This is a genomic window from Acinetobacter lactucae, assembly GCF_001605885.1.
Lineage (GTDB): Bacteria > Pseudomonadota > Gammaproteobacteria > Pseudomonadales > Moraxellaceae > Acinetobacter > Acinetobacter lactucae.
Map to the genome: position 1 here is coordinate 163,138 of NZ_LRPE01000039.1, position 23,984 is coordinate 187,121.

Below are 23,984 nucleotides of genomic sequence, written 5' to 3' on the forward strand. Positions count from 1 at the left end.
GGATTTCCTTGTTGCCCGCACCTGCCTATGTCTTTGCAGTCGTGGAATTATTGTGGGTCAGCTTGTGTTGTTTTCAAAAGCGTTTGCAAGTTAGCAGCTTTTGGTTTCACAAGCCAGAATTTACGGCTGTAGAAATCGAACTCATTGCGGATTTTATAAGCCCAAGCACTACCAGTTTCTTTGATGTGCTCATCGATAATACGCAACAAGAACTCTTTATGATCTTCCATAGATTCTGTTGAAATACGATTTAAATCAATCAACTCGTGGTTGTAGTAATCTACGAAGTCATTATCGAGGTCAAGTACATAAGCAAAACCACCAGTCATGCCCGCACCAAAGTTATGGCCTACTTTACCAAGTACAGTCACAACACCACCTGTCATATATTCACAGCAGTGATCACCCGCACCTTCGATTACAGCAAATGCGCCAGAGTTACGAACTGCAAAACGCTCACCCGCTGTACCTGCTGCAAAAAGCTTACCGCCAGTTGCACCATACAAACAGGTGTTACCAATAATTGCTGTGTTTTGTGTTTGGAAAGGTGAACCTTGTGGTGGGAAAATCGAAATACGACCACCAGCCATACCTTTACCTACATAGTCGTTTGCATCACCTTCAAGACGGATGTGTAAACCACCAGCATTCCAAACACCAAGAGACTGACCAGCTGTACCAGTTAAGTTCATTACAACTGGATGTGCTTCCATACCCAAGTTGCCGTAGCGACGAGCAATTTCACCTGACACACGAGCACCGATTGAACGGTCACAGTTCACGACGTTGAAGTTGAACTGACCACCAGCACTTGACTCAATTGCAGGAAGCATTTCAGCAACCATTTTCTCAGCCAATACACCTTTATCAAATGGTGCATTACCTTGTACCTCACAGTACTGTGCTTTACCTTCAGCAGAAGGATGTGAGGTTAACAATGCACTTAAATCAAGGTGAGCATGTTTTTCAGTTTCACCCGGTAATACTTCAAGCAAATCAACACGACCAATTAAGTCTTTCAATGAAGAAACACCTAATGCAGCCAACCATTCACGAGTTTCTTCCGCAATAAAGTGGAAGAAGTTGATGAGCATTTGCGGCTCGCCAATGTAGTGTTCTTGACGTAAATGATCTTGCTGCGTTGCAACACCGGTTGCACAGTTATTTAAGTGACAAATACGGAGGTATTTACAACCTAAAGCGATCATTGGTGTTGAACCAAAGCCAAAACTTTCAGCACCTAAAATTGCTGCCTTGATCACATCAAGACCAGTTTTTAGACCACCATCTGTTTGTACACGTACTTTCCCGCGCAAATCGTTTACACGAAGTGCTTGATGTGCCTCACTAAGACCCAATTCCCATGGAGAACCCGCATGGTGAATTGAAGAAAGTGGAGATGCTGCTGTACCACCGTCATAACCTGAAATGGTAATGAAGTCTGCATAAGCTTTTGCAACACCAGCTGCAATTGTTCCCACACCCGGTTCAGATACCAATTTCACAGATACCATTGCTTTCGGGTTAACTTGTTTCAAGTCAAAAATTAACTGAGACAAATCTTCAATTGAGTAAATGTCGTGATGTGGCGGAGGTGAAATTAGCGTTACACCTGGTACCGAGTAACGTAAACGCGCGATTAAGCCATTTACTTTACCACCTGGTAACTGACCACCCTCACCTGGTTTTGCACCTTGAGCAACTTTAATTTGCAATACTTCAGCAGAAGTTAGATATGCAGGAGTTACACCAAAACGACCAGATGCGATCTGTTTGATTTTCGAGTTACGAATTGTTCCGTAGCGAACAGGATCTTCACCGCCTTCACCAGAGTTTGAACGGCCACCAATCGTGTTCATCGCGATTGCAATTGCTTCATGTGCTTCTGGAGAAAGAGCACCTAAAGACATACCTGCCGAGTCAAAACGAGGTAAGATATCTTCAACTGATTCAACTTGCTCAACTGGAATTGAATTCGTTGTTTTTAGCTTAAATAAGTCACGGATTGTCGCTACTGGACGGTTATTTACCAACTCAGCATATTCTTTAAAGTCTTCGTATTTACCAGACCGAACTGCTTTGTGTAATGAGTTAATCACGTCTGGATTGAACGCATGATACTCTTTATCAAATACGAACTTAAGCAAACCACCTTGATCAATTGGCTTACGATTTGACCAAGCTGTCGCTGCTAATTTTTTCTGGTCTTTTTCAAGGTCAGCAAAGGTTGCGCCCTGAATACGGCTTGGAACGCCCAAGAAACATTGATCAACAACTTCAGATGACAAACCTACCGCTTCAAAAAGCTGACCACCGCGATAAGAAGCAACTGTAGAGATACCCATTTTTGAAAGAACTTTTAATAAGCCTTTCTCAATACCTTTACGGAAGTTTGCTTGCGCATGGATTGGATCACCTAAAAGCTCACCTTTAGCAATCAAATCATTGATCACGTCATATGCAAGGTATGGATAAACTGCGGTTGCACCAAAACCAAGTAATACCGCAAATTGGTGCGGATCACGTGCAAAACCAGTTTCAACCATGATGTTTGCATCAGTACGTAAACCAGTTTTGATGAGGTAATGGTGTACTGCACCTGTTGCAAGTGCTGCATTTGCTGGCAATAAACCTTGACGGATATTTTTATCTGTTAAAACGATTAAAGTCTTGCCGTCACGAACTGCTTGTGCTGCTTCTTCACAGATACGTGTGATTGCAGCTTGCAAACCTTCTTCTTCAGCATAGTTTAAATTGATATCAACTGCTTCATAACCCGGACGCTCAATGCTACGGATTTGCTGCATTTTTGAATTTGACAATACAGGGCTAGAGATGATGATACGGTCAGCATGCTCAGGACCTTGCTCAAATACATTCTGCTCACGACCCAAACAGGTTTCGAGCGACATTACAATTGACTCACGTAGCGGGTCAATTGGCGGGTTTGTCACTTGAGCAAACTGTTGACGGAAATAATCTGTCACGTGTCGTACTTGACGAGACAATACAGCCATTGGCGTATCATCACCCATTGAACCAACAGCTTCTTGTCCGCTCTCAGCGATTGGACGTAACAACTGGTCACGCTCTTCAAATGTCACCATAAACATTTTTTGAGCCGCTTTTAAAGCATCGCCAGTTAAGCCTTTATCGATTAATTGTTCTTCAAGTTCTGGGTTTGCATTTAAACGAATCGCATGATCACGTAACCACTCACGGTACGGGCGCATGTTTTTCAAATGCGTACTAACATCTTTAGTATCAAGTACTTTACCTGTTAAGGTATCAACTACCAAAATTTGACCAGGGCCTACACGGCCTTTAGAAACTACATCTTCAGGCTCATAACCCCAAACACCTATTTCAGATGCCAAGGTAATGTAATCATTTTTGGTAATTACCCAACGCGCAGGACGCAAACCGTTACGGTCAAGCATACAGATCGCATGACGGCCATCTTGAATAACAAGACCAGCTGGGCCATCCCAAGCTTCCATATGTTTAGAGTTGAACTCATAAAATGCGCGTAAGTCTGCATCTAAAGTTTCTACGTTTTGCCAAGCTGGTGGTACGAGCATACGTAAGGCACGGAATAAATCCATACCACCACCCACCAAGATCTCAAGCATGTTATCTAAGCTTGAAGAGTCCGAACCTGTACGGTTAACGATTGGGTTAAGCTCAGTAAGACCAGGTAATAATGGGTTTTCAAATTTAGGAGTACGCGCCAATGCCCAGTTACGGTTTGCTGTAATTGTGTTGATTTCACCATTATGAGCAAGGTAACGGAATGGTTGAGCCAAAGGCCAACGCGGTAATGTATTGGTGGAGAAGCGTTGGTGGAATACCACAATATGTGATTTTAAACGCTCATCTGCCAAGTCTGTATAGAACTCAGCAATTGCAGCCGGCATCATCAAGCCTTTATAGCTGATCACTGTCGAACAAAGCGTAGTCACATAAAATAATGGATCATTTTGTAATTGTTGTTCTGCACGGCGACGTGCCAAGAATAATTTACGGTTAAACTCAACCTCAGTTACTCCCATTGGACAGTTCACAATAACCTGTTCAAAAGCAGGGAGAGATTGAAGTGCAATTTCACCTAGTGCATCGTTATTAGTCGGGACAACACGCCAAGCCAGTACGCGTAAGCCTTCTGCCTCAATTTCTTTATTTAAAATATTTTTAGAATGTTGCGCTAATGCCGGATCAATATTTAGAAATACCGTACCTACAGCAAAAATCTCACTCAGTGTAATATCACTCAGTTTTTTTGCTTCATCACGAAAAAATTGCTTTGGCATCGCCAATAATAAGCCGCAACCATCTCCCGTCTTGCCATCTGCGGCAATACCACCACGGTGCGTCATGCAACTTAAACTGTGAATCGCGGTTTCTACAAGATGATGACTTGATTCACCCTTCATATGGGCGATCAGTCCAAAACCACAGTTATCCTTAAACTCATCAGGCTGATATAAACCTTGAGCGGGAGCTACAGTATTAGGCGATGGCATGTGCATAGCGTACCCTTCTTTCAATAAGGCTCTTTCGAGCGTCAAACAAACAACTTCTTTTTGCGATAGTGCCTACGGACGACAGTTAGCTCAATGTTTCACAAAAAAAAATTTTGGGCTGATAAGCCAATATACGCTGTTCCATTTTTACGTACACTGGTTTTTGCTAGAAAAATGTTTTGACTTATTTCGCACTCTTTTAAAGCAGTTCGACCCCACGACTCTGCATAGAATTCACTCTTTAGAGCGCCAAAATAGTTTACAGCACATTAATAAGCACAAGAATAAAGCAAAAACTATGCCAATATGATTTTTATAATTTAAGTATTTATTTTTGTTAAAAATAGCTAGGTTTTATTCGCGTTATCATTTTAATAAATGACTAAATATGCACCACAGAAGATCAAAAAATATATGCTCGTCCTCTTTTTGCACTATATTCGTGCAATTTATACTTATAATTAATTGCCTCGTGTGCCCTCATTTGTTGCATTTTTCGTAGAAGGTTCAGTTGTACGATTTTGTTGAACCCTTTTAGCCGCATCAGCAGCTGAATTAGACTGATGTACATCCACAACATTCCCTTCAGCATCTCGACGAATAATGGTTGTTCGAGTTGTAGAGTTTGTTGAAGGAGCAGCCACTTTAGGTGATGTATTCACAGCTCCACCTACCCCGGTCCCTATGAGCAAAGACTCATCAATTTTAGGTAAGGCAGCAGGACGTAACCGCACTTCATAAGTTTGACTAATGCCACCTTTCATCTCATCCGCCCCTAAATCATTAACTAATGGCGCATATGTAGAGAATTGTTGCGGTTGAGGTTTAATTGATTCAGGTAAATCAAGATTAAGTTGGGTTAACTGCTGAATTGCATCTTCAGAACGTTTAAACACCCCATATGTCAAAACATATTGTTCAGATTGCTTCTCTCCACTTAAACGGAAGTAGATAAATTTATTACGATCATTACGATTTTTTAAAAAGTTTTTAACAATATCTTCATCAGACGCGCGGAAAAGCTCAAGCGTCCATTGTTTCTTGTTTTCATTAATGAACTTTGTACCACGAAACTCAGCCTCGTGCTGACCTGAAGCGACTGTACGGGTTGTTAAATCAAGAGGCCTAACTTCATCAGCTAAAGCCCCTAAGTTAGCCGTTGTTGCTACTTTTTCCGGCTGAATTTGCACTGGCGTATCTGAATCAGCTGCTTTTTCAACTTCAACAAGCTTCTTACTATCGGTCATTACCCAAAAAATAAAAGCCAAAAACAAGCAGACGATACCACCCACCAACCAGATATATTGTTGAACATTCTGCCAAAGTGTACGTGATACAGTCATGTGTTACCTTAATTTATTATCCGTGTTGATTCGCCAAAATAGCTTGTTTCATGAGCTCAACATCAAAGTCTTTGGTAATTACTGCTTTTCCAAGTTGTTTTAACAACACTAAACGTAATTGACCATTGAGGACTTTCTTATCATGCGCCATATATCCAAGGAATTCATCCAATGGAATTTTTGGACATGATATCGGCAAATTAGCGCGTTGAATAATTTTTTTTGTACGCTCTACATCATCGCTTGAAATCCAACCTAAACGTTGTGATAAATCAGTTGCCATCACCATGCCAGTCGCTACTGCTTCACCATGTAACCAAGTACCATAACCAAGGTAAGATTCAATCGCATGACCAAAAGTATGGCCTAAGTTCAGTAAAGCTCTTTCGCCTTGCTCTTTTTCATCGTTGGCAACAATTCGTGCTTTATGAGCACATGAACGATAAACTGATTCTGCTAAAAGTTCAGCATCTCGTCCAATTAACCCATCCATATTCTGCTCTAACCAAACCAGAAAATCAGCGTCGCCTAACAAAGCATATTTAATGACTTCTGATAATCCAGCAGATAACTCTCGATCAGGTAAAGTATCGAGTTGAGCCATATCAGCCAAAACAACTTGAGGTTGCTGAAATGCGCCCAACATGTTCTTACCAAGAGGATGATTAATACCTGTTTTACCACCCACACTTGAGTCTACTTGTGAAAGGAGCGTAGTTGGAACTTGAACAAAATAAACACCACGCTGGAAACATGCCGATGCAAAGCCGGCCATATCACCAATAACACCACCACCCAAAGCTAAAACCGTACAATCACGATTAAAACCAGCTTCAAGTAAAGCATCAAAAATCAAATTTAAATGTTGAATATCTTTATATTTCTCACCATCTGGCAAAATGCAAGTCGCTACAGTTTTACCTAAACTTTTTAAAGCTTCTTGATAATGAGATAAATATAAAGGAGCAACCGTTTCGTTACTCACGATCATAACCTGTTGACCATGAAGATAAGGCTCAAGCAACTGCTTAGGATCCAGTTGACTGCCAATAAAAATAGGATAACGGCGTTCGCCTAATTCAACATGTAAAGTTTGCATGAGTTTATAAAACCACAAGTAAGTTTGGCTATTTTAGCGGGTTGGACAAAATAAGTTGCAAAATCTTTTGAGCAAGATCACGAGCAGCACCCTGATTGGTTTCAATCGTGTAATGCGCAACTTCACGATATAAAGGGTCACGTATTTTTAACAAATCACGTAATTTTTGTTCAGGGTTTTCAACTTGTAATAGAGGTCTGTTTTTATCACGATAAGTTCGTTGTAATTGTAATTCTACGGGGGTGTACAGATAAACAACTATACCACGTTGCTTTAGAAATTCGCGATTGGGTGCTTGAGTAATCGCCCCTCCTCCTGTCGCTAATACTAAGGCCTTACGGGAGGTCAACTCATTTATGACTACGGTTTCACGAGTACGAAATCCAATTTCCCCTTCTTTCTCAAAAATCCAGGGAATAGTGGCGCCTGTTTTGCGTTCAATTTCATGATCACTATCTAAAAATTCACGCCCTAATAGTTCGGCTAAATGACGTCCAACGGTTGTTTTTCCTGCCCCCATGGGCCCTACCAAATAAATATTTGGCAGGGTTTCAAACGCTTTGCTTGGCAAGGCGCCACCTATTTCAATTGCTTTCATTAAAAAATATATTAATGATTTCTCACCAAAGTGTCATTAACAATTCGTGGCGTAACGAAAATCAATAACTCTTGCTTATCATCAGATTTCACATCTTTTCTAAATAAACGCCCAACTACAGGAATGTCTCCAAAGAAAGGAACCTTGGTTTGTGAGTTAGAAGTCGTCTGCTCAAATACCCCTCCTAAAATAACAGTTTCACCATTATTGACCAGTACATTGGTATTGATATTATTTTTATTTAAAATTAACTCACCATTAGGTGCTTCACCAGCAACAGAATCCTTTGAAATATCCAATTTCATTTGAATTTTACCGTCAGGGGTAATGCTCGGAGTAACGTCCAGGCTTAAAAGCGCATCTTTAAAAGAAGTACTTGCTGTAGCGCCAGCAGCAGAATTCGTTGTGGTTTGATAAGGGACTTGTTGACCTGTCGCCACTCTGGCAGATTGTTTATCTGCGGTCATCACTTTAGGTGTGGAAATTACCTCACCATAGCCATCAGCTTGTAGGGCAGAAAGTTCAAGATCAAGCATGAAATCCGACATACTGATCAAGCCAAAGGCAATACTTCCAGCTGGATTAGTTACCCCTAAATCGACATTTAAATTATCTGGACGTTCAATCGTGTATTTGTAACCACCTGTGGTTTCATCTTTTTTAGGTTCTCTTAGATTCCACAAGGTCGTTTCACTCCCACCAACTAACAAATTATTATTGTTAGTAATCCCTTGCGATAATATGCCCCATTTAACGCCGAGTTCTTTCGTAAAAGAAGTAGAGGCTCTTACAATACGAGCTTCAACCATGACTTGTTTGATCTGCACATCAATCAAATCAATCATTTTACGAACTTTATCAATGTTCTGGGAAGTATCATTTATAATCAAAGTGTTGGTACGCGTATCAGCAACAGCACTACCTCGGAAGCTCAATAAACTTTCTAAAGCAAGAGAGTCTGAATTTGAGGTACGGTTTGCGACAGCAGTCTTACCATCCCGGGTATCTTCAATTAGCTTCAGCACATCTGCTGCTTTTGCATAGTTCAAACGAATATAATCCGTTTGGATCGGTGCTAATTTAATAGTTTGTGCTAAAGCTTTTGCTTCATCATCTTCTGCTTTGATTAACTCAGCGACTGGAGCAATCCAAATAACGTTACCATTTCTACGTTTATCTAAATTTTTAGTTTTTAAAATAATATCAAGTGCTTGGTCCCATGGAACGTCTTTTAAACGTAAAGTGATGTTCCCTTGCACACTGTCAGCCGCAACCATATTAATGCCAGTAAAATCTGCCAATAATTGTAAAACGCGTCGAACTTCAATATCTTGGAAATCAAGAGAAAGTTTATTCCCAGAATAATTAGATGGCTTAGATGAAGGGTTTACAGTTTTATCTTGAGGACGCTTTAGGCTAATGGTTAATTTATTTTCCGCCTGATAAGCCATATATTCATAGCTACCAGTGGATTGGATCGTAATAACACCATTGCCTTTTTCGTTATAAGATTCAATTGTCGAAACAAGCGTAGCAAAATCATTAACATTTAAGCGTTTAGCTAAATGCGCGGGAATTTTAGAACCTAATGTTTTTACTACAACTTTGCTACCTTGTTGCTGCACATCAACAGGGGTATTACTACCTAGCAAATCGATAACAATAAGGCCTTCTCCTTGACCACCGCGCTGAAAGCCAATATTTGAAACACCTTGGGGTTGCATCACACTTGTTTGTGCGGGCTTCGCTATAGCTTGAGCTGTATTAATTTTTAAAATAAAAGTATTGCCTTCAATACGAGTAGTAAAAGCACCTGCTTCTTTTAAATTTACAGTCAAACGTGAACGCTGATTATCAGAGCTTACATCGACAGAGCTCGCCTCATTCGTTCCAATCGCTACTTTTGACTGTGTGAGATTCTGCTGCGCTTTATTAAAATCTAAAATCAAACGTGAAGGATTTTCAAGTTGATATGCTTGTGGTTGCGGCGGCAAACCATTAAACATCACTCGAATTTCCGTACCCTGACCCGCTATTTGCGTCGGTACAATATTAATCATGCTGACCTGTGCAGACGCAACCTGCATAATTGCAATTGCTACAGCTCCCATAGAAAACTGACGGAATACGTGATTCATTGTCTAACCATCCCCAATAAATAATCTTTAAAAATAATTTTTTCTTTGTTATTCCCTAAATTTTAGGGTGCGGGTCCAATTAACACTAAGGTTCTTGGTCTTTCCACATAGCCTTCTCGTCCATCAGGGATAATTTCCACCAGATCAATCTGAGTCGGACCAATATGGGTAATTCGACCTTGATTCATCCCGATATAGTTCCCGACCTGTACTCGCTCAATTTGTTGATCAGGTGTTTGGATCAGAGCCATGACTTGCCCGCGGCTGTTACGCATGCTGCCTTTCATATTTAAGGATTCTAATGCATAGCTTTCAAGGGGTTGAGGTGCTCGTGAGAAATTCGGATATACCCGTTTTCCCGCCATAATCTTGAGTTCAGCAGCAAGCGAGCTTGGTAAAAATGGGCTCTTTAACTGATGGGCTGCATAATTAAACTGTGGGACAGGTGTAAAAACAGGCGCTGGCTTTATAGCTTGCGGTGGCTGATTACGTATGTCGGCCATTTGCTGATTTACGGCATCAATTCTCGAGTCGCATCCGACTAAAACCAAGCCCACCCCAAGAGAAAGTAAAATTTTCTTTAATTTCATTAATTATCCTCCTACTTTCGCTTTGACTTCTTGATAGAAGGAATATTTACATTATGGCTATCGGAGGTGTTGGCTTGCGTCTCACCATTTCCCCCTTGTGGGTCATTATTATTTTGGTTTTCCCCAGCGCCCATATAGCGATAAGTTTTTGCTTTGATAGAATAATTAAGCACAGGAATATCTGATTTACTATCCTTAACAGGAGCAGCTTCAACAATAAAATCATGCATCGTCACAATACGCGGTAATGCCGCAATACTGCTCACGAAAGCACCGAAAGCGTGATAATCGCCTGTTGCCTCAATCGTAATCGGCTGTTCAATAAAAATTTCCTGCTTCACTTCATCTTCTAAACGGATATTTTTAAACTTCAGACCAGAATTCACTCCCGTTAAGTTAATATCTTCAACTAAACTTGGAATTTCGGTTTCTTTTGGCAATTGTTCTAACTGCTGATTGAAGTTGGCTTGCATTTCTTGAAGTTGAAGCTGATATTGCTGCAAGTTACGTAATTTTGAGTCTTTTTCTCGAAACTCATTTAATAAATTACTTTCTTGTGCCTGAGCATTATCAATTGCTTGGAGCTTTGGCTGGATAGTAACAAAATAGCCCAAGGCCAATACAGCAAAGAAAATAAAAATCCAACACGTAATTTTCACAGATAATGGCCAACTGCCATAGCTGTTCATATCGAGTGTATTAAATTGCTGAAGAAATTTTTCTAAAGTGATCTTTTTTTTCTTAGATGGAGCTTGTTCTAAAGACAGCTCATGAAGTTCATGAGGACTCATTTTGCTACCTCCTTATCCGTACCTACAGACGTATTGGCGGTATCATCTGTTGTAGTCACTCCCATTTCCCCTACATCAACAGTAACAACAAAACTGCCATAGCTATCTTCTACTCGAGGAAGCAAAGAACTTACAGCCTTATCTTTTTTCTCTTCAGTCGCTAAGAAAGAATTCATAAAAGCGTTGCGATACCATGGTGATGCTTCGAGATTACGTAATAACTCTGCAACTGTATTTGGACTTTCCGCTTTACCTTCAATGGTAAATTTATCTCCAGTTCGGCTGAATTTAGTCAAATACATGGCTGCTGGAGTCACGCGTACCAATTCATCCACCAAACGTACAACGACTGGACGCTGGCTTTGTAAGCCTTGAATGAGCTTCATACGCTCAATAATTGCGTCACGCTGTTCTTGCAAGCCATTTAAGGTTTTAAGCTGTTGATCTAGATTCTGGTTTGTACTGATAATGAGTTGATTCGCTTGTTCTTGATCACTGAGTTTTTGATTCAAATAAAACCACCCAGAAAATACAGTGGTTATCCCCAAAACAACGACCCCAAAACATAAAATAATAAATTGTTTTTTGCGCTGCTCCCGAAGCCCATCACGCCAAGGGAGTAAATTAATTGTTGCCATTAATCAAAACTCCTTAAGGCCAAGCCACACGCCACCATTAATGATGAGGCATCATTTTCAATTTTTTGAATATCGACTTGAGGAGAAAAGCCCATTTGTAAAAACGGATTAGCAATAGTGACTCGGTAACCAAGTTTTTGCTGCAACAATTTCGCAAGGCCTGGAATGTTGGCATTACCACCTGCAAGCAAAATATGATCTATTTCATTGAATTGGGATGAAGAGAAGAAAAATTGTAGAGATCTAGCAGCTTGCTGAACTACAGCATCTAGAAATGGTTCTAAGATTTCGATGTCATAATCATCTGGTAAAGAACGTTCCTTTTTAGCGCGTCCCGCTTCTTCTAATGACAAACCATAACGACTTTGAATTTCCAAAGTAAGCTGTTTACCGCCAAAGACTTGTTCACGGGTGTAAATGATTTTGCCATTTTGCATAACCGATAATGTGGTCATGGTATGGCCAATATCTAAAATACCAATGGTACTTGCACCCATGGGTAAGCTATCAGCAAACACACTAAAAGCACGCTCGACAGCATAACTCTCGACATCAGCAAGTTTAGGCGTTAAATCTACCAGTTCCAGTACTTCTACGCGTGTTTCAACATTTTCTGTGCGCGTTGCGACTAAAAGTACATTCACACGATTTGGATTTGGCAGTCGATCTGGTAAAACCTCAAAATCAAGGCTCACCTCATCCAAAGGGAACGGTATATATTGCTCCGCATCTAATCGAATCTGAACTTCACGCTCATCATCGTTCATATCTGCATCCATTTCGATAGTTTTATGAATAACCGTCGATGTTGGAACAGCAATTGCAGCGTTACTGGTTTGGGGATTTGCTAAATTCATCGCCCTTTCCAAAGCTTCTGCAACTGCTTCAGGATTCAAGATATTTTTTTCAACTACACTGTTCTCAGGTAAAGGTGTTAAAGCATAGCTTTCCACCCAATATTTACCGTTCTTAACAGAGAGCTCTAACAACTTAACAGAAGTCGAACTAATATCGACACCCATTAACCCCTTATTCGGTTTACGATATAACCTGAGCACACTATTGTCCTATTATTTTTTTATCCCCAAAAAAAATTACAAACCAATAATCTCGATCTTTATTTTTACACGGATACAATATCTCATCTAACAATCCGCATGTCTAAAGGCTATACTGACCGCAATTAGTTTGTATTCGATCTTATTAAAGCTTACTTATCATGAAAAAGCTATCCAGTTTGGGCTTCGTGCGTCCAATTTTTTTGATCATTATTATTATCTTAGTCTCACTTCCGATGGGCTTTTATGGCATGTATCTCTATATCGCCCCATCGCTTCCAGAAATGAGTTCACTAAAAAAAGCTCCGCTTTTAAAACCACTACAGGTCTATACTTCAGATAATCAACTGATTGCGGAGTACGGTGGTAAGCTTTCTATTCCGGTTGAATACAAACAAATTCCTCCTGCTTTCATCCATGCATTTTTAGCAGCAGAAGATTCTTCTTTCTTTGAACATAGCGGGATTAGTTTTAAGGGATTAGGTCGAGCTCTGAGCGAAAGTGTGACGGGTTCAGATGTGCAAACTGGTGGTTCAACGATCACCATGCAAGTTGCAAAGAACTATTATTTGAGTCCAGAAAGAACCTTAAAACGTAAAATAACCGAAATCTTTTTGGCTCGAAAAATTGAGCAAAATTTGTCTAAAGAAGAAATTCTCAGTCTCTATGTGAATAAAATCTTCTTAGGGAAAAATGCGTATGGTATCGCGGCAGCAGCTAAAATTTATTATAACAAAAGCATTAATGAGCTCAGCATTGCTCAAATGGCAATGATCGCAGGTTTGCCAAAAGCACCTTCTAAATATAACCCTGTAGTTAATCCTGAGCGCGCACTCGAACGACGTAACTGGATTTTAGGCCGTATGTTACAGCTGGGTTATATTTCTCAAGCAGAATATCAAAAAGCAGTTGCAGAGCCGATTAATTTAAACATGCCCAATCGGGATTTAAATAATATTCATCCCTATGCTGGGGAAATGGTTCGTTCAGAACTTGTAAAGCATTTTGGTGAACAAGCGATTGATTCTGGTTATAAAGTTTACACAACAATTAATGCTAAACGTCAAGCAATTGCAGAAAAAGCTGTGCAAGATGGTCTTGAAGCTTATGACCGTCGTCATGGCTGGCGTGGTGCAGAAGCACATGATAAACCGTTAACTGAATTTAGAGCATATGCCAACACTTATCCTGCACAAGTCACTAAGGTAAATAGCAGCTCTTTTGAAGCATTAATGCAAGATGGCTCAACCGTTACTGTTCAGTGGTCAGGCATGTCATGGGCACGTCCCTATCGTAGTGCAAATAGTGTAGGTGGGGCTCCTTCACGTGCATCTCAAATTGTGAAAGTTAAAGATATTGTTCGTTTACGCCCAAATGATAATAAAACAGCATGGTCTTTAGTTCAGGTTCCAAAAGTTCAAGGTCAACTCATTGCCATCAATCCTAACGATGGTTCAATTGAAGCAATTGTAGGTGGTTATAACTTCTACCAATCAAAATTTAACCGCGCGCTACAAGGTTGGCGTCAACCTGGGTCTACGATCAAACCATTCCTCTATGCTTTAGCATTAGAAAGAGGTATGACCCCCTATAGTATGGTGAATGATAGTCCAATTACGATTGGTAAATGGACACCACGAAACTCTGATGGGCGTTACTTAGGTATGATCCCATTACGTCGTGCTTTATATTTGTCTCGTAACACCGTATCAGTAAGACTTCTACAAACCGTAGGGATTGAACGTACTCGCCAATTATTTATGGATTTTGGTTTACAAGAAGATCAAATTCCACGTAACTACACCATTGCCTTAGGTACTCCTCAAGTATTACCAATTCAAATGGCAACTGGTTATGCAACGTTTGCAAACGGCGGCTACCGTGTTCAACCGCATTTCATTCAACGTATTGAAGATGCTTACGGCAAAGTCATTTATGAAGCCAAACCAGAATACGCATGTATTCCATGTATTAATGCACCTGATACAACGGATGAAGAGCAAAAACCTAAAACGACTGATGATGAAGTCATTGAAGTTACGAATAAAGACATAGAACAGAAAGAAAACGCAGCTAAGCAGCTTAATCTTAAACAGACTGACAAAAACAATAGTCAATATCGCCAAGCTCAACGTATTTTAAAATCAAGCTCTGCTTATGATATGGCGAACATCTTACGTGATGTAATTGAGCATGGTACAGGTCGTGCTGCACTTAAAATTGGCCGTAGTGATTTAGGTGGTAAAACAGGTACTACGAATGATGCAAAAGATGCATGGTTTGCAGGCTTCAACGGCAAGTTAGTGACTGTAGCATGGGTTGGTTTTGACCAACCGACTACGCTTGGCCGCCGTGAATATGGTGGTATTGCTGCATTACCAATCTGGATTAATTTTATGGGTCAAGCATTACAAGGTACGCCAGCAGCTTGGGTTCGTTTAGATAAAGATGCTCAAGGCCCTATTTCTCGTGACAAACAACAAACCGTTACTGAAGTAGGCGATAAGAAAACTTATCGTGCAGCTCCCCCATTAGCACGTCCACTTTATCGCCCAGCACCTCCACAACCGAAACTGAGCAATGACAATGACTTCTCTGATTTACCGGGTGAAGAAATTGTTATTCCATCTAAGGCTGCACCTCCTGCTATGAAACCTTCACAGGAGCCTGCGCCTAAGCGTGAAAAAGATGAATTAGAAAATCTGATTAATCAGATTGAATAATAGAAAAAGCCATCGTTAGATGGCTTTTTTATTGCGCTTCTGAAAGACATAAATTTGAAAAGATGCTGTTACTTCTAATTGTGCTTGCTGCTCTAACTGCAAGCGACGCTCAGGAGAAGCTTTGTAAGCATAAGGCGTCATAGCAATCAGATTTTTTAAAGCCTGTTGATCAAGCACAAAAGGCGCATCAATAATTTGCTCTTGTTTTAGCTCAAACAAATCTTGTAGTTGCTCTACAAACTTTTCTGGCGTGTGAGGATTCACTTGTTCAAAAAGAGCTTCACGCATGGCATACAAATGTTCCGAGGCAGGCGTAACAACTATTAAATAACCCTCATCTTTTAAAACACGCGCAATTTCTGTTTGCGGAATAGGACTAAATAAACTGGTGCAGGCATCCATACTCTGATCTAGCACAGGTAAAGTTGCCCCTGTTCCTACAACCCAAGTTACTTCAGCATTAACCTTTGCTGCGCGCTGTACGGCATTTTTTGCAATATCAACACCAACACACTGCTCAACGACTTGCTGCATGGCACTTGTATAGTAGCCCTCACCACAACCAATATCGAGTATCGCTTTTACATTGAGTTGCTTTAATAAAGCGACTACAGCCTGCTGTAATGGCTGATAGTAACCCCCTTGTAAAAAAGCACGGCGTGCATCTACTGACTCGGGTGTATCCCCTGGGTTTTTACTATGTTTATGTTGCACAACATGTAAATTGACATAACCTTGTTTAGCCACATCATAACTATGTCCTTGCTCACATCGCCAAGTTCTTTTAGTTAAATTTAGGGACTGACGACACACAGGACACATTAAAATTTGCTTAGCCACTTTTAATTATTCTCTTGTTCTTTTTGTTGTAAATAAGCCTTTGCATGCAGTCCAACAAAGGTACGGCCTGCATTTGTACCACTAATCCACTCATCTACCTGAAACAAATCAAACAGACCTACTTTGACCAAGGTTGGAATTGCGATCTTTAACTCTTCCTCAATTTGTCCTCTTTGCCCTGCATTATATAATTCAATATTGTGCAGCATTGTGGCTACAGTTCCTGTTTGAACCTGACTTCCATCTTTAAGTACAACTTGAGGTAATACTTCGCCCTCTCCAACTACTTTTTGATTAATCACAGATAATTGATCTAGACCAGCAACTTTTGTCATTCACCTCTCCAATAAAAAAAGCCAGTAGAACTGGCTTTATATTGACACTAAAATAAGATCTATCGCAATTTTAAAGTCATTAGACCTAAAACTACTAATATAATTGTAATAATCCAAAAACGGATTACAACTTGCGTTTCTTTCCAGCCCTGCTTTTCATAGTGATGATGCAGCGGCGCCATTAAGAACACACGTTTATTACGCATACGCAAGGAGCCGATTTGTAAGAATACAGATACTGCCTCCATTACAAATACACCGCCCATAATTGCAAATACGATTTCTTGACGAACCATAACTGCAATTGTTCCAAGCATCGCACCTAAAGCTAAAGCGCCGACATCACCCATAAATACTTGAGCAGGATGCGCGTTATACCAAAGGAATGCTAAACCGGCACCAATCATGGCAGAACAGATTACTACGAGTTCAGATGTATATTTCACATATGGAATATGTAAATAGTTAGCGAAACGGATGTCACCAGATAAGTAAGCAAATACGCCTAAGCCCGTAGCTACCATGACAACCGGCATAATTGCCAAGCCATCTAAACCATCTGTTAAGTTAACTGCGTTAGAAGCACCATTAATCACCAGATAGGTAAATATAATAAATGCCAGACCTAACGGAACAATTGAGAGTGGAATTGAAAGATTCTTAAAGAATGGAATCAATAAATCCAGCATGTTTGCCGTATGTTCTGCATTGGACTGTTGAGTTGCGATTAAATACAACGCAATACCAGCACCCAGCGATGCAACAGAAGTCCAGAAAAACTTCTTACGTGCAGGTAAACCAGCATTGTCTTTATAGCGAATTTTAATCCAGTCATCTGCCCAGCCTACAGCACCGAATACAACCATTACACCAAGCACAATCCAGACATAAGGGTTAGATAAATCAGCCCATAGCAAAGTACTAATACCAATTGAAAGCAGAATTAAAATTCCGCCCATGGTTGGTGTACCCATTTTTTTAGCATGATTTTCAGGAGCAAACGAACTTACTGCCTGACCGTATTTTAACGCTTGTAATTTACGAATCATGATCGGCCCAAGGACCAGACCAATGGTCAGTGAAGTTAATACACTGAGTAAAGAACGTAATGTTAAATAACGAACGACCTGAAACGAGCTGTGATAGCCCGCAAGTTGTTCAAACAACCATAACAGCATTTAAAGTTTCTCCATCAAATCAGCCATCAACGTTTCCATATGAGTAAAGCGAGAACCTTTAAACAGGAAACTCATGGACTGGGGTTGATGTGTTTGGATTAGATTGATTAAAAATGGAAGCGCCTCAGCTTGTGTCTGAAATGCTTTCACTTTATTAGAATGAGAGTCTGCACCCTCGAGAGCGGCTGGAGCGAACTGTCCAACAGCAACAATATGGTCTAAAGGAAGCTCAGCAAGATCACGACCCAAATCATGATGCTCTTGCCAACTTCTATCACCTAATTCACCAATATCCCCCATGACCATCACTTTTATGCCTTGTTGTTGCAACAACACTTGTGCAGCAGCGCGCATAGAAGTCGGATTGGCATTGTAGGTATCATCAATAAATAAGTAAGGTGATTTATGAATAAAGTTAAGACGACCTTTGGCTCCCTGAGCTTGCTCTAAGCCTTGGACAATATCTTCTAGTCCAATACCAATCGCTAAAGCAAAAGCTACAGCTGCGGTCGCATTTTGAACATTATGCTCACCCGCAAAAGGAAGCTTAACTGCACTGCTACCTTGCGGTGTATGAAGATTAAAATTCGTTGATTGAGGCAATAATTCCACATCTGTTGCATAGACATCACCTCCTACACCAAATGTAGAAATATGATGCGCTTTTGCAGCATCAAAAATCTCGGCAGTGAAGTCATCTTGTTGCGGCACGATTGCAACGCCATTTGGTAAAATATGATGATAAATTTCCGATTTAGCACGGCAAATACCTTCACGCCCACCAAATTCGCCTAAATGAGCTGTACCAATATTTAATATGCCCGCAACATGAGGCTGAACGAGTTTTGAAGTGTAATCAATCTCGCCTTGATGGCTTGCACCCAACTCCATCACCGCATATTGATGTTCATTGCGAAGCTCTAGCAACATCATTGGTACACCAAGGTCATTATTTAAATTGCCTCGGGTGATTAGCGTCGGTGCCAAGCGCGACAATATACTTCCTAGCATTTCTTTGGTTGTAGTTTTACCACTACTCCCCGTTAAGGCAATCACCTTTAATTGTGAGTTTTGCTCACGGCGATAAGCGCCGAGTTGCCCCAAAGCTAAGCGAGTATCGGCAACAACGAGTTGTGCAATTTCTATATCTAAAGGACGTTCAACAATAGCGATTTGACAACCATTCGCTGCAACCTGAGCTACAAAGTCGTGTGCATCAAAACGTTCACCTTTTAGTGCTAAAAAGGCATCCCCCGTTTCCGCATGACGCGAATCCGTCAAAATACGTTTAATTTCAGTTTGAGGGATCTGGTCTTTATGCCAGTAGCCCTGTGTTGCCTGTTGTAATTGTTGAGCTGTCCACGGTTCCAAAGGCACGGTACTGGTGGTTGAAGTATGCATAATTTGTCCTATTGTGCAGGGTAAGCAGCGTCTACTGTATGATGTTGCGCAGCTATTGCTGATTGAACCTCAACAACATCATCAAACCAGTGACGTACGCCATTAATTTCTTGATAATTTTCATGTCCTTTACCGGCAATCACAACAATATCGCCAGCTTGAGCCTGCTGTGCAACAAATTTAATTGCTTCACGACGGTCATGAATTTCATGCATACGATGCCCTGAAAAATCGATTCCTTGCTTCATGTCAGCAAAAATCTGTTCAGGATTTTCTGTTCTCGGGTTATCTGAAGTTAAAATAACGGGATTTGCGCCATGTAAAGCTGCTTGAGTCATGAGTGGACGCTTACCGCGATCACGGTCCCCACCACACCCAAATACTGCCCAAAGCTGATTAGAAACATGACGTTTTAATGTTTTAAGCACTTGAATTAATGCATCTGGTGTATGTGCATAATCAACAACAAATAAACGCTCACCATCACGAATTACCTGCATTCGGCCAGGTGCACCAATCAATTTAGGCACAAAACCAACTAATGCTTCTAAATCAAAGCCTGCTTGCTCAGCAGCTATAAGTGCTGCAACCAAGTTTTCGACATTAAAGTGCCCCAATAATGGACTTTGCACAGCAAAAGAACCTTGCTGGCTTACTAAATTAAATGTCGCTCCTGCCAAACTATAACTTAGGTCAGTAATATAATAATCAGCAGTATTTTGTGTCAGTGAATACGTTAAAATTTTCGGTTGAGCAGGATTTTGCTTTGCCGCATTGATCATGAGAGCAGCATGCTCATCATCTAAATTAATAACGGCTACTTTTAAAGAACTAAAACGGAATAAAAGAGCCTTAGCTTCTGCATAAGCCTCTAAAGTTCCATGATAATCCAGATGGTCACGACTCAAATTGCTATAAACAGCAATCTCAATCGCACAACCATTTAAACGGCCTTGTTCCAAACCATGTGAACTTGCTTCTAAAGAAGCAAAAGTTGCACCTTGTTTTGCATAATCATGCAATGCATTTTGCAGTTGTAAAGCATCAAGCGTCGTGTGAGTTGATGGTGTTAAGTCTGGCAAAATACCATTGCCTGTAGTACCCATCACAGCACAACGCTGTTGTTGTGAGCTAATTAATTCCGCCACTAGACGCGAAATTGTGGTTTTACCATTTGTACCAGTCACTGCAATAATACGCACTGGTGTTACGGGATCTATAAGTTGTAAATAACGTTCTTGCCATTCACCCATACGTTGACGCACATCAGAACATACCCACTCATTCGCTACGCCCAACTCAGTCTCACTAATAATGGCAAGTGCACCATTCGCTAAAGCTGACTCAGCAAAAGCGCGTGTTTTTTCAGGTTGGCTATAACTGGTCAAAGCGATAAAGATCTGATCTGATGCCACCTTACGACTGTCTAAACTAAAGCCTTGAAAAGGCTGTTTAGACCACTGTGCATCGATCTTGACTGGATTAATTTCTTGGAAAGAAACAGACATAGCTTACCTGCGAATAGGATTTTCTGGAGTATCAAGGGGCTTATCAAGCGGTACATTCATTAAGCGCAATGATTCTTGCATAATGCGTGCAAAAACAGGAGCTGCAACCAAACCACCGTAATAACGACCTTGTGGATTTTCAACAACTACAATAACTGCTAATCGAGGGTCACTAATCGGAGCTACGCCTGCAAATAAAGCACGGTATTCATTATTTGAATAACCTTTACGGTCTGCTCGAAGTTTATGAGCAGTACCTGTTTTACCACCAACACGATAACCCGGAATATTAGCTTGCTTTGCAGTACCACCTGGCATCGTCACTTGCTCGAGCATGAGCAAAACCTGATCAGCAATTTTTGGAGCAAGAACTTGCTCACCTTTAGGTGCTTGATCGAGCTTATGCAAGCTTAGTGGCATTTTTACGCCATGGTTTGCAAGCATTGCATAGCCTTGCGCCAACTGAAGAATAGTTGCATTTAGACCGTAACCATAAGCCATGGTCCCAAGTTGAGAAGAGTTTAATTTGCTTACAGGAAGTACTAAACCAGAGCTTTCGCCAGGGAACTTCACAGCAGAACGTTTACCAAAACCAGCACGGTTAAAGAAGCTTGGTAATGTTTCTTTAGGAAGTGACAACGCAATTTTTGCCGAACCCACGTTTGATGACTTAATAATTACGCCACTAACAGTCAAAGCGCCATAATTGTGGGTATCACGAATGGTATGCCAGCCTAAACGCATTGAACCTGGTGAAGTGTTGACAATTGTATTTGGCGTATATTGTCCAGTTTCGAGTGCGGCAGAAACTGTAAAAGGTTTCATGGTAGAACCCGGCTCGAACATATCAATCGCGCCGCGGTTACGCATGGCATCTTTATTAGATAAACCGTTTTTATCATTCGGGTTATAAGAAGGCCAACTGGTCATAGCCAGAATTTCGCCTGTTTTAACATCTACAGCAATAGCTGTCGCCGAACGGGCATTATTTGCAACACCAGCAGCCGTTAACTCACGGTACATAATATATTGCAAACGAGAGTCGATACTTAAAGTGATGTTTTCGCCCGGCTCACCTTCACGAATAACTTCTGAAACTTTTAAGCGATTACCACGTTTATCACGAATAATTTTTTGTTCGCCATCTACACCAGACAGTTGCTTATTCAACTGCATTTCCAAGCCTTCAATCCCTTGACCTTCACTATTGGTTAAACCAATAATCTGAGCATTTGGCTGTGGTTGAGGATAATAACGCTTATATGTTTTCTCAGCATAAACGCCTTGGAAGTTACCCTTTGTAATCAGATCGGCCTGTTGTGGCGGCACTTCTTTTTTCAAAACCAAATAACGAGACCGTGGACGTGCATTCATCTGTTTTTTTAGGTCTGCACGATCTAAACCAACCACATCCGCCAACTCATCAAGGTTTAGGTTTTTATCTGGTAATTGTCGTTTCAACTTACGATTATTTGGATCTTTTTTTAGTTCCGCTGTGATTTCTTCATATAGGTGCTTAGTATCAAAGTAATCACGTGGATCAATGACAATTTTCATAATCGGTGTACTAATTGCCAAAGGCACGCCATGACGGTCGCTAATCACCCCACGCATTGCCTCAATACGTTCCGTACGCAAAATATTGGCATTGGCCTTGTTTTGTAAAAAGTCTTTATTAATCACTTGCACATAAAATGCACGTGCAATTAATACAACAAAACAGAGCAGTACTGTGGCCCAGAGCAGATAAAACCGCCACATATCAAAGGCAAGAGTTGGTTTTTCCGAAATAGACTGCTGTTTTTTCCGTGTTTGCTTTGTTCGCTTATCTACCATACAGCAAGGCCTTACTTATTTTGCTCTGAGGTCATCGGTAAAGAAATTACCACCGTTTCTGCAGCAGGTGGCGAAAACATGCGTAGTTGGGTTACAGCACGCGTACCAATCTGTGCTGTTGCACCGAAGGTTTGTTGCTCAATAAGCAAACGTCCCCATTCAGCATTGAGATCATCACGTTCACGCATATAAGAGCTAAGCTCTCTATAATCATGACGATATTCAAATACTTGAAACACCACCATCATGGCACTGATAAAAACAAGCGCCACTAATACGGTGTATACCACAACTTTTTTCACCACTTTATTTTCGGTGGTTTCAATTTCATCACTGCTTTTCATTACGCGCCTTTTTGTTCCAAGCGTTCAGCAACCCGAAGCCATGCACTACGTGAACGTGGGTTCGCTTTTACTTCTTCTTCACTCGCACGAACCCGTGAAATTTTCTTTAACCTTCTTGTATCTACCTGTTGCTGTGGCATTCCCCAGCCGAAATCTTCTGCCAAAGTCGATTCTTTTTGAATAAATTGTTTGATCAAGCGATCTTCAAGAGAATGAAAGCTAATCACAGACAAACGTCCTTTTGGTTTTAATAAGTCTACAGCTTGCGGTAAAAATACTTCAATATCATCTAGTTCTTTATTAATTGCAATACGAATTGCCTGAAATGTACGTGTTGCCGGATGCTTATGTTTTTCCCATTTTGGATGAGCTGTTTTAACAAGTTCTGCCAACTGGGCTGTCGTATCGAGTTTTCCAGCCTGTTTAATGGCTTTCGCAATACGTCGACTATAACGCTCTTCGCCATATTGATAAATAATATTTGCTAATTGTTCTTCTTCAATTTCAAGTAACCACTCAGCTGCAGTTAACCCCTTGGAATTATCCATTCGCATGTCTAGCGGGCCATCCTGCATAAAACTGAAACCACGTTCAGCTTGGTCGAGTTGAGGAGATGACACTCCTAAATCAGCCATAATGCCATCAACACTCATCACACCAATTTCCTGCATTTTTTCTTTAATATCAGCAAAACTGGCATGAATAATGGTAAATCTCGGATCTTCTTGCGCCAAAGCAGCCGCAACTTCCAAAGCTTGAGGGTCTTTATCAAATGCATATACTCGTGCATTTTCATCAAGTTTCGAGAGCAATAAACGTGTATGCCCACCTCGTCCGAAGGTTGCATCGATATACACCCCTGTTGTGCGATCTGCCAATAAGCTCTCAACGGTCTCAAAAAGTAAGACAGAAATATGCGACATAGGTGTTAAATCATTGCGTAAAAATGTAACTGCACATTATCACCTTGTTTATGACCAACGCCAAACGGCTTTTTGTAGGAAAATATTAATTTTTCATAGATAAAACCGTTTTGTTAGC

The 23,984-nt window shown here is 40.7% G+C and carries 18 protein-coding genes; 1 reads left to right on the plus strand and 17 read right to left on the minus strand.

Features of this window, described 5'->3' with window-relative positions; genetic code table 11:
* Positions 1 to 47 precede the first annotated feature (47 nt).
* The 9 genes from gltB to AWW73_RS16815 form a co-directional block, all read right to left on the minus strand.
* Entirely contained in the window at positions 48 to 4,523 is a 4,476-nt protein-coding gene (gene gltB, locus AWW73_RS16770) for a glutamate synthase large subunit (RefSeq protein ID WP_171254655.1), read from the minus strand.
* A 461-nt stretch (positions 4,524 to 4,984) separates the two neighbouring features.
* Positions 4,985 to 5,866, minus strand: coding sequence for a hypothetical protein (locus tag AWW73_RS16780; protein ID WP_062850220.1), 882 nt, complete (start codon positions 5,864 to 5,866; stop codon positions 4,985 to 4,987).
* A gap of 16 nt (positions 5,867 to 5,882) precedes the next feature.
* On the minus strand, positions 5,883 to 6,965 hold the full coding sequence (gene aroB, locus AWW73_RS16785) for a 3-dehydroquinate synthase (RefSeq protein ID WP_062850221.1): 1,083 nt from the start codon (positions 6,963 to 6,965) through the stop codon (positions 5,883 to 5,885).
* 28 nt (positions 6,966 to 6,993) lie between these two features.
* Positions 6,994 to 7,563, minus strand: coding sequence for a shikimate kinase AroK (aroK, locus tag AWW73_RS16790; protein ID WP_016142884.1), 570 nt, complete (start codon positions 7,561 to 7,563; stop codon positions 6,994 to 6,996).
* An 11-nt stretch (positions 7,564 to 7,574) separates the two neighbouring features.
* Complete coding sequence (locus AWW73_RS16795; RefSeq protein ID WP_062850222.1) at positions 7,575 to 9,701, minus strand: type IV pilus secretin PilQ; 2,127 nt, start codon at positions 9,699 to 9,701, stop codon at positions 7,575 to 7,577.
* A 62-nt stretch (positions 9,702 to 9,763) separates the two neighbouring features.
* Positions 9,764 to 10,291 (minus strand): pilus assembly protein PilP, encoded by a 528-nt coding sequence (locus AWW73_RS16800; protein ID WP_062850223.1) that lies wholly within the window; start codon positions 10,289 to 10,291, stop codon positions 9,764 to 9,766.
* 11 nt (positions 10,292 to 10,302) lie between these two features.
* Entirely contained in the window at positions 10,303 to 11,082 is a 780-nt protein-coding gene (locus AWW73_RS16805; protein ID WP_016143660.1) for a type IV pilus inner membrane component PilO, read from the minus strand.
* Positions 11,079 to 11,720, minus strand: coding sequence for a PilN domain-containing protein (locus AWW73_RS16810; protein ID WP_016143661.1), 642 nt, complete (start codon positions 11,718 to 11,720; stop codon positions 11,079 to 11,081). Before AWW73_RS16810 ends, AWW73_RS16805 begins: the two co-directional genes overlap by 4 nt.
* A complete protein-coding gene (locus AWW73_RS16815; RefSeq protein WP_016143662.1) occupies positions 11,720 to 12,778 on the minus strand; it encodes a pilus assembly protein PilM in 1,059 nt (352 codons plus the stop codon). Before AWW73_RS16815 ends, AWW73_RS16810 begins: the two co-directional genes overlap by 1 nt.
* A gap of 161 nt (positions 12,779 to 12,939) precedes the next feature.
* Here AWW73_RS16815 and ponA point away from each other — a divergent pair, with 161 nt between their 5' ends.
* Positions 12,940 to 15,501, plus strand: a complete 2,562-nt coding sequence (gene ponA / locus AWW73_RS16820) for a penicillin-binding protein PBP1a (protein ID WP_062850224.1) — start codon at positions 12,940 to 12,942, stop codon at positions 15,499 to 15,501.
* Positions 15,502 to 15,516: 15 nt separating this feature from the next.
* Here ponA and AWW73_RS16825 read toward each other — a convergent pair whose 3' ends face one another.
* The 8 genes from AWW73_RS16825 to rsmH are packed head-to-tail and all read right to left on the minus strand — an operon-like array spanning position 15,517 to position 23,866.
* Positions 15,517 to 16,341 carry a putative RNA methyltransferase gene (locus AWW73_RS16825; RefSeq protein WP_081409675.1) on the minus strand — a complete coding sequence of 275 codons (825 nt, stop codon included), beginning with the start codon at positions 16,339 to 16,341 and terminating at the stop codon, positions 15,517 to 15,519.
* A gap of 2 nt (positions 16,342 to 16,343) precedes the next feature.
* A complete protein-coding gene (locus tag AWW73_RS16830; RefSeq protein ID WP_016143665.1) occupies positions 16,344 to 16,676 on the minus strand; it encodes a DUF7709 family protein in 333 nt (110 codons plus the stop codon).
* Between the two features lie 59 nt (positions 16,677 to 16,735).
* Entirely contained in the window at positions 16,736 to 17,854 is a 1,119-nt protein-coding gene (gene mraY / locus AWW73_RS16835; RefSeq protein WP_031949516.1) for a phospho-N-acetylmuramoyl-pentapeptide-transferase, read from the minus strand.
* Positions 17,855 to 19,255, minus strand: coding sequence for a UDP-N-acetylmuramoyl-tripeptide--D-alanyl-D-alanine ligase (locus AWW73_RS16840; RefSeq protein WP_062850225.1), 1,401 nt, complete (start codon positions 19,253 to 19,255; stop codon positions 17,855 to 17,857).
* Between the two features lie 8 nt (positions 19,256 to 19,263).
* On the minus strand, positions 19,264 to 20,763 hold the full coding sequence (locus AWW73_RS16845) for a UDP-N-acetylmuramoyl-L-alanyl-D-glutamate--2,6-diaminopimelate ligase (RefSeq protein WP_062850226.1): 1,500 nt from the start codon (positions 20,761 to 20,763) through the stop codon (positions 19,264 to 19,266).
* A gap of 3 nt (positions 20,764 to 20,766) precedes the next feature.
* Complete coding sequence (ftsI, locus tag AWW73_RS16850) at positions 20,767 to 22,599, minus strand: penicillin-binding protein PBP3 (protein WP_031949519.1); 1,833 nt, start codon at positions 22,597 to 22,599, stop codon at positions 20,767 to 20,769.
* Between the two features lie 11 nt (positions 22,600 to 22,610).
* Positions 22,611 to 22,943 (minus strand): cell division protein FtsL, encoded by a 333-nt coding sequence (ftsL, locus tag AWW73_RS16855; RefSeq protein WP_016142872.1) that lies wholly within the window; start codon positions 22,941 to 22,943, stop codon positions 22,611 to 22,613.
* Positions 22,943 to 23,866 carry a 16S rRNA (cytosine(1402)-N(4))-methyltransferase RsmH gene (gene rsmH, locus AWW73_RS16860; protein ID WP_016143670.1) on the minus strand — a complete coding sequence of 308 codons (924 nt, stop codon included), beginning with the start codon at positions 23,864 to 23,866 and terminating at the stop codon, positions 22,943 to 22,945. Before rsmH ends, ftsL begins: the two co-directional genes overlap by 1 nt.
* Positions 23,867 to 23,984: the final 118 nt, after the last annotated feature.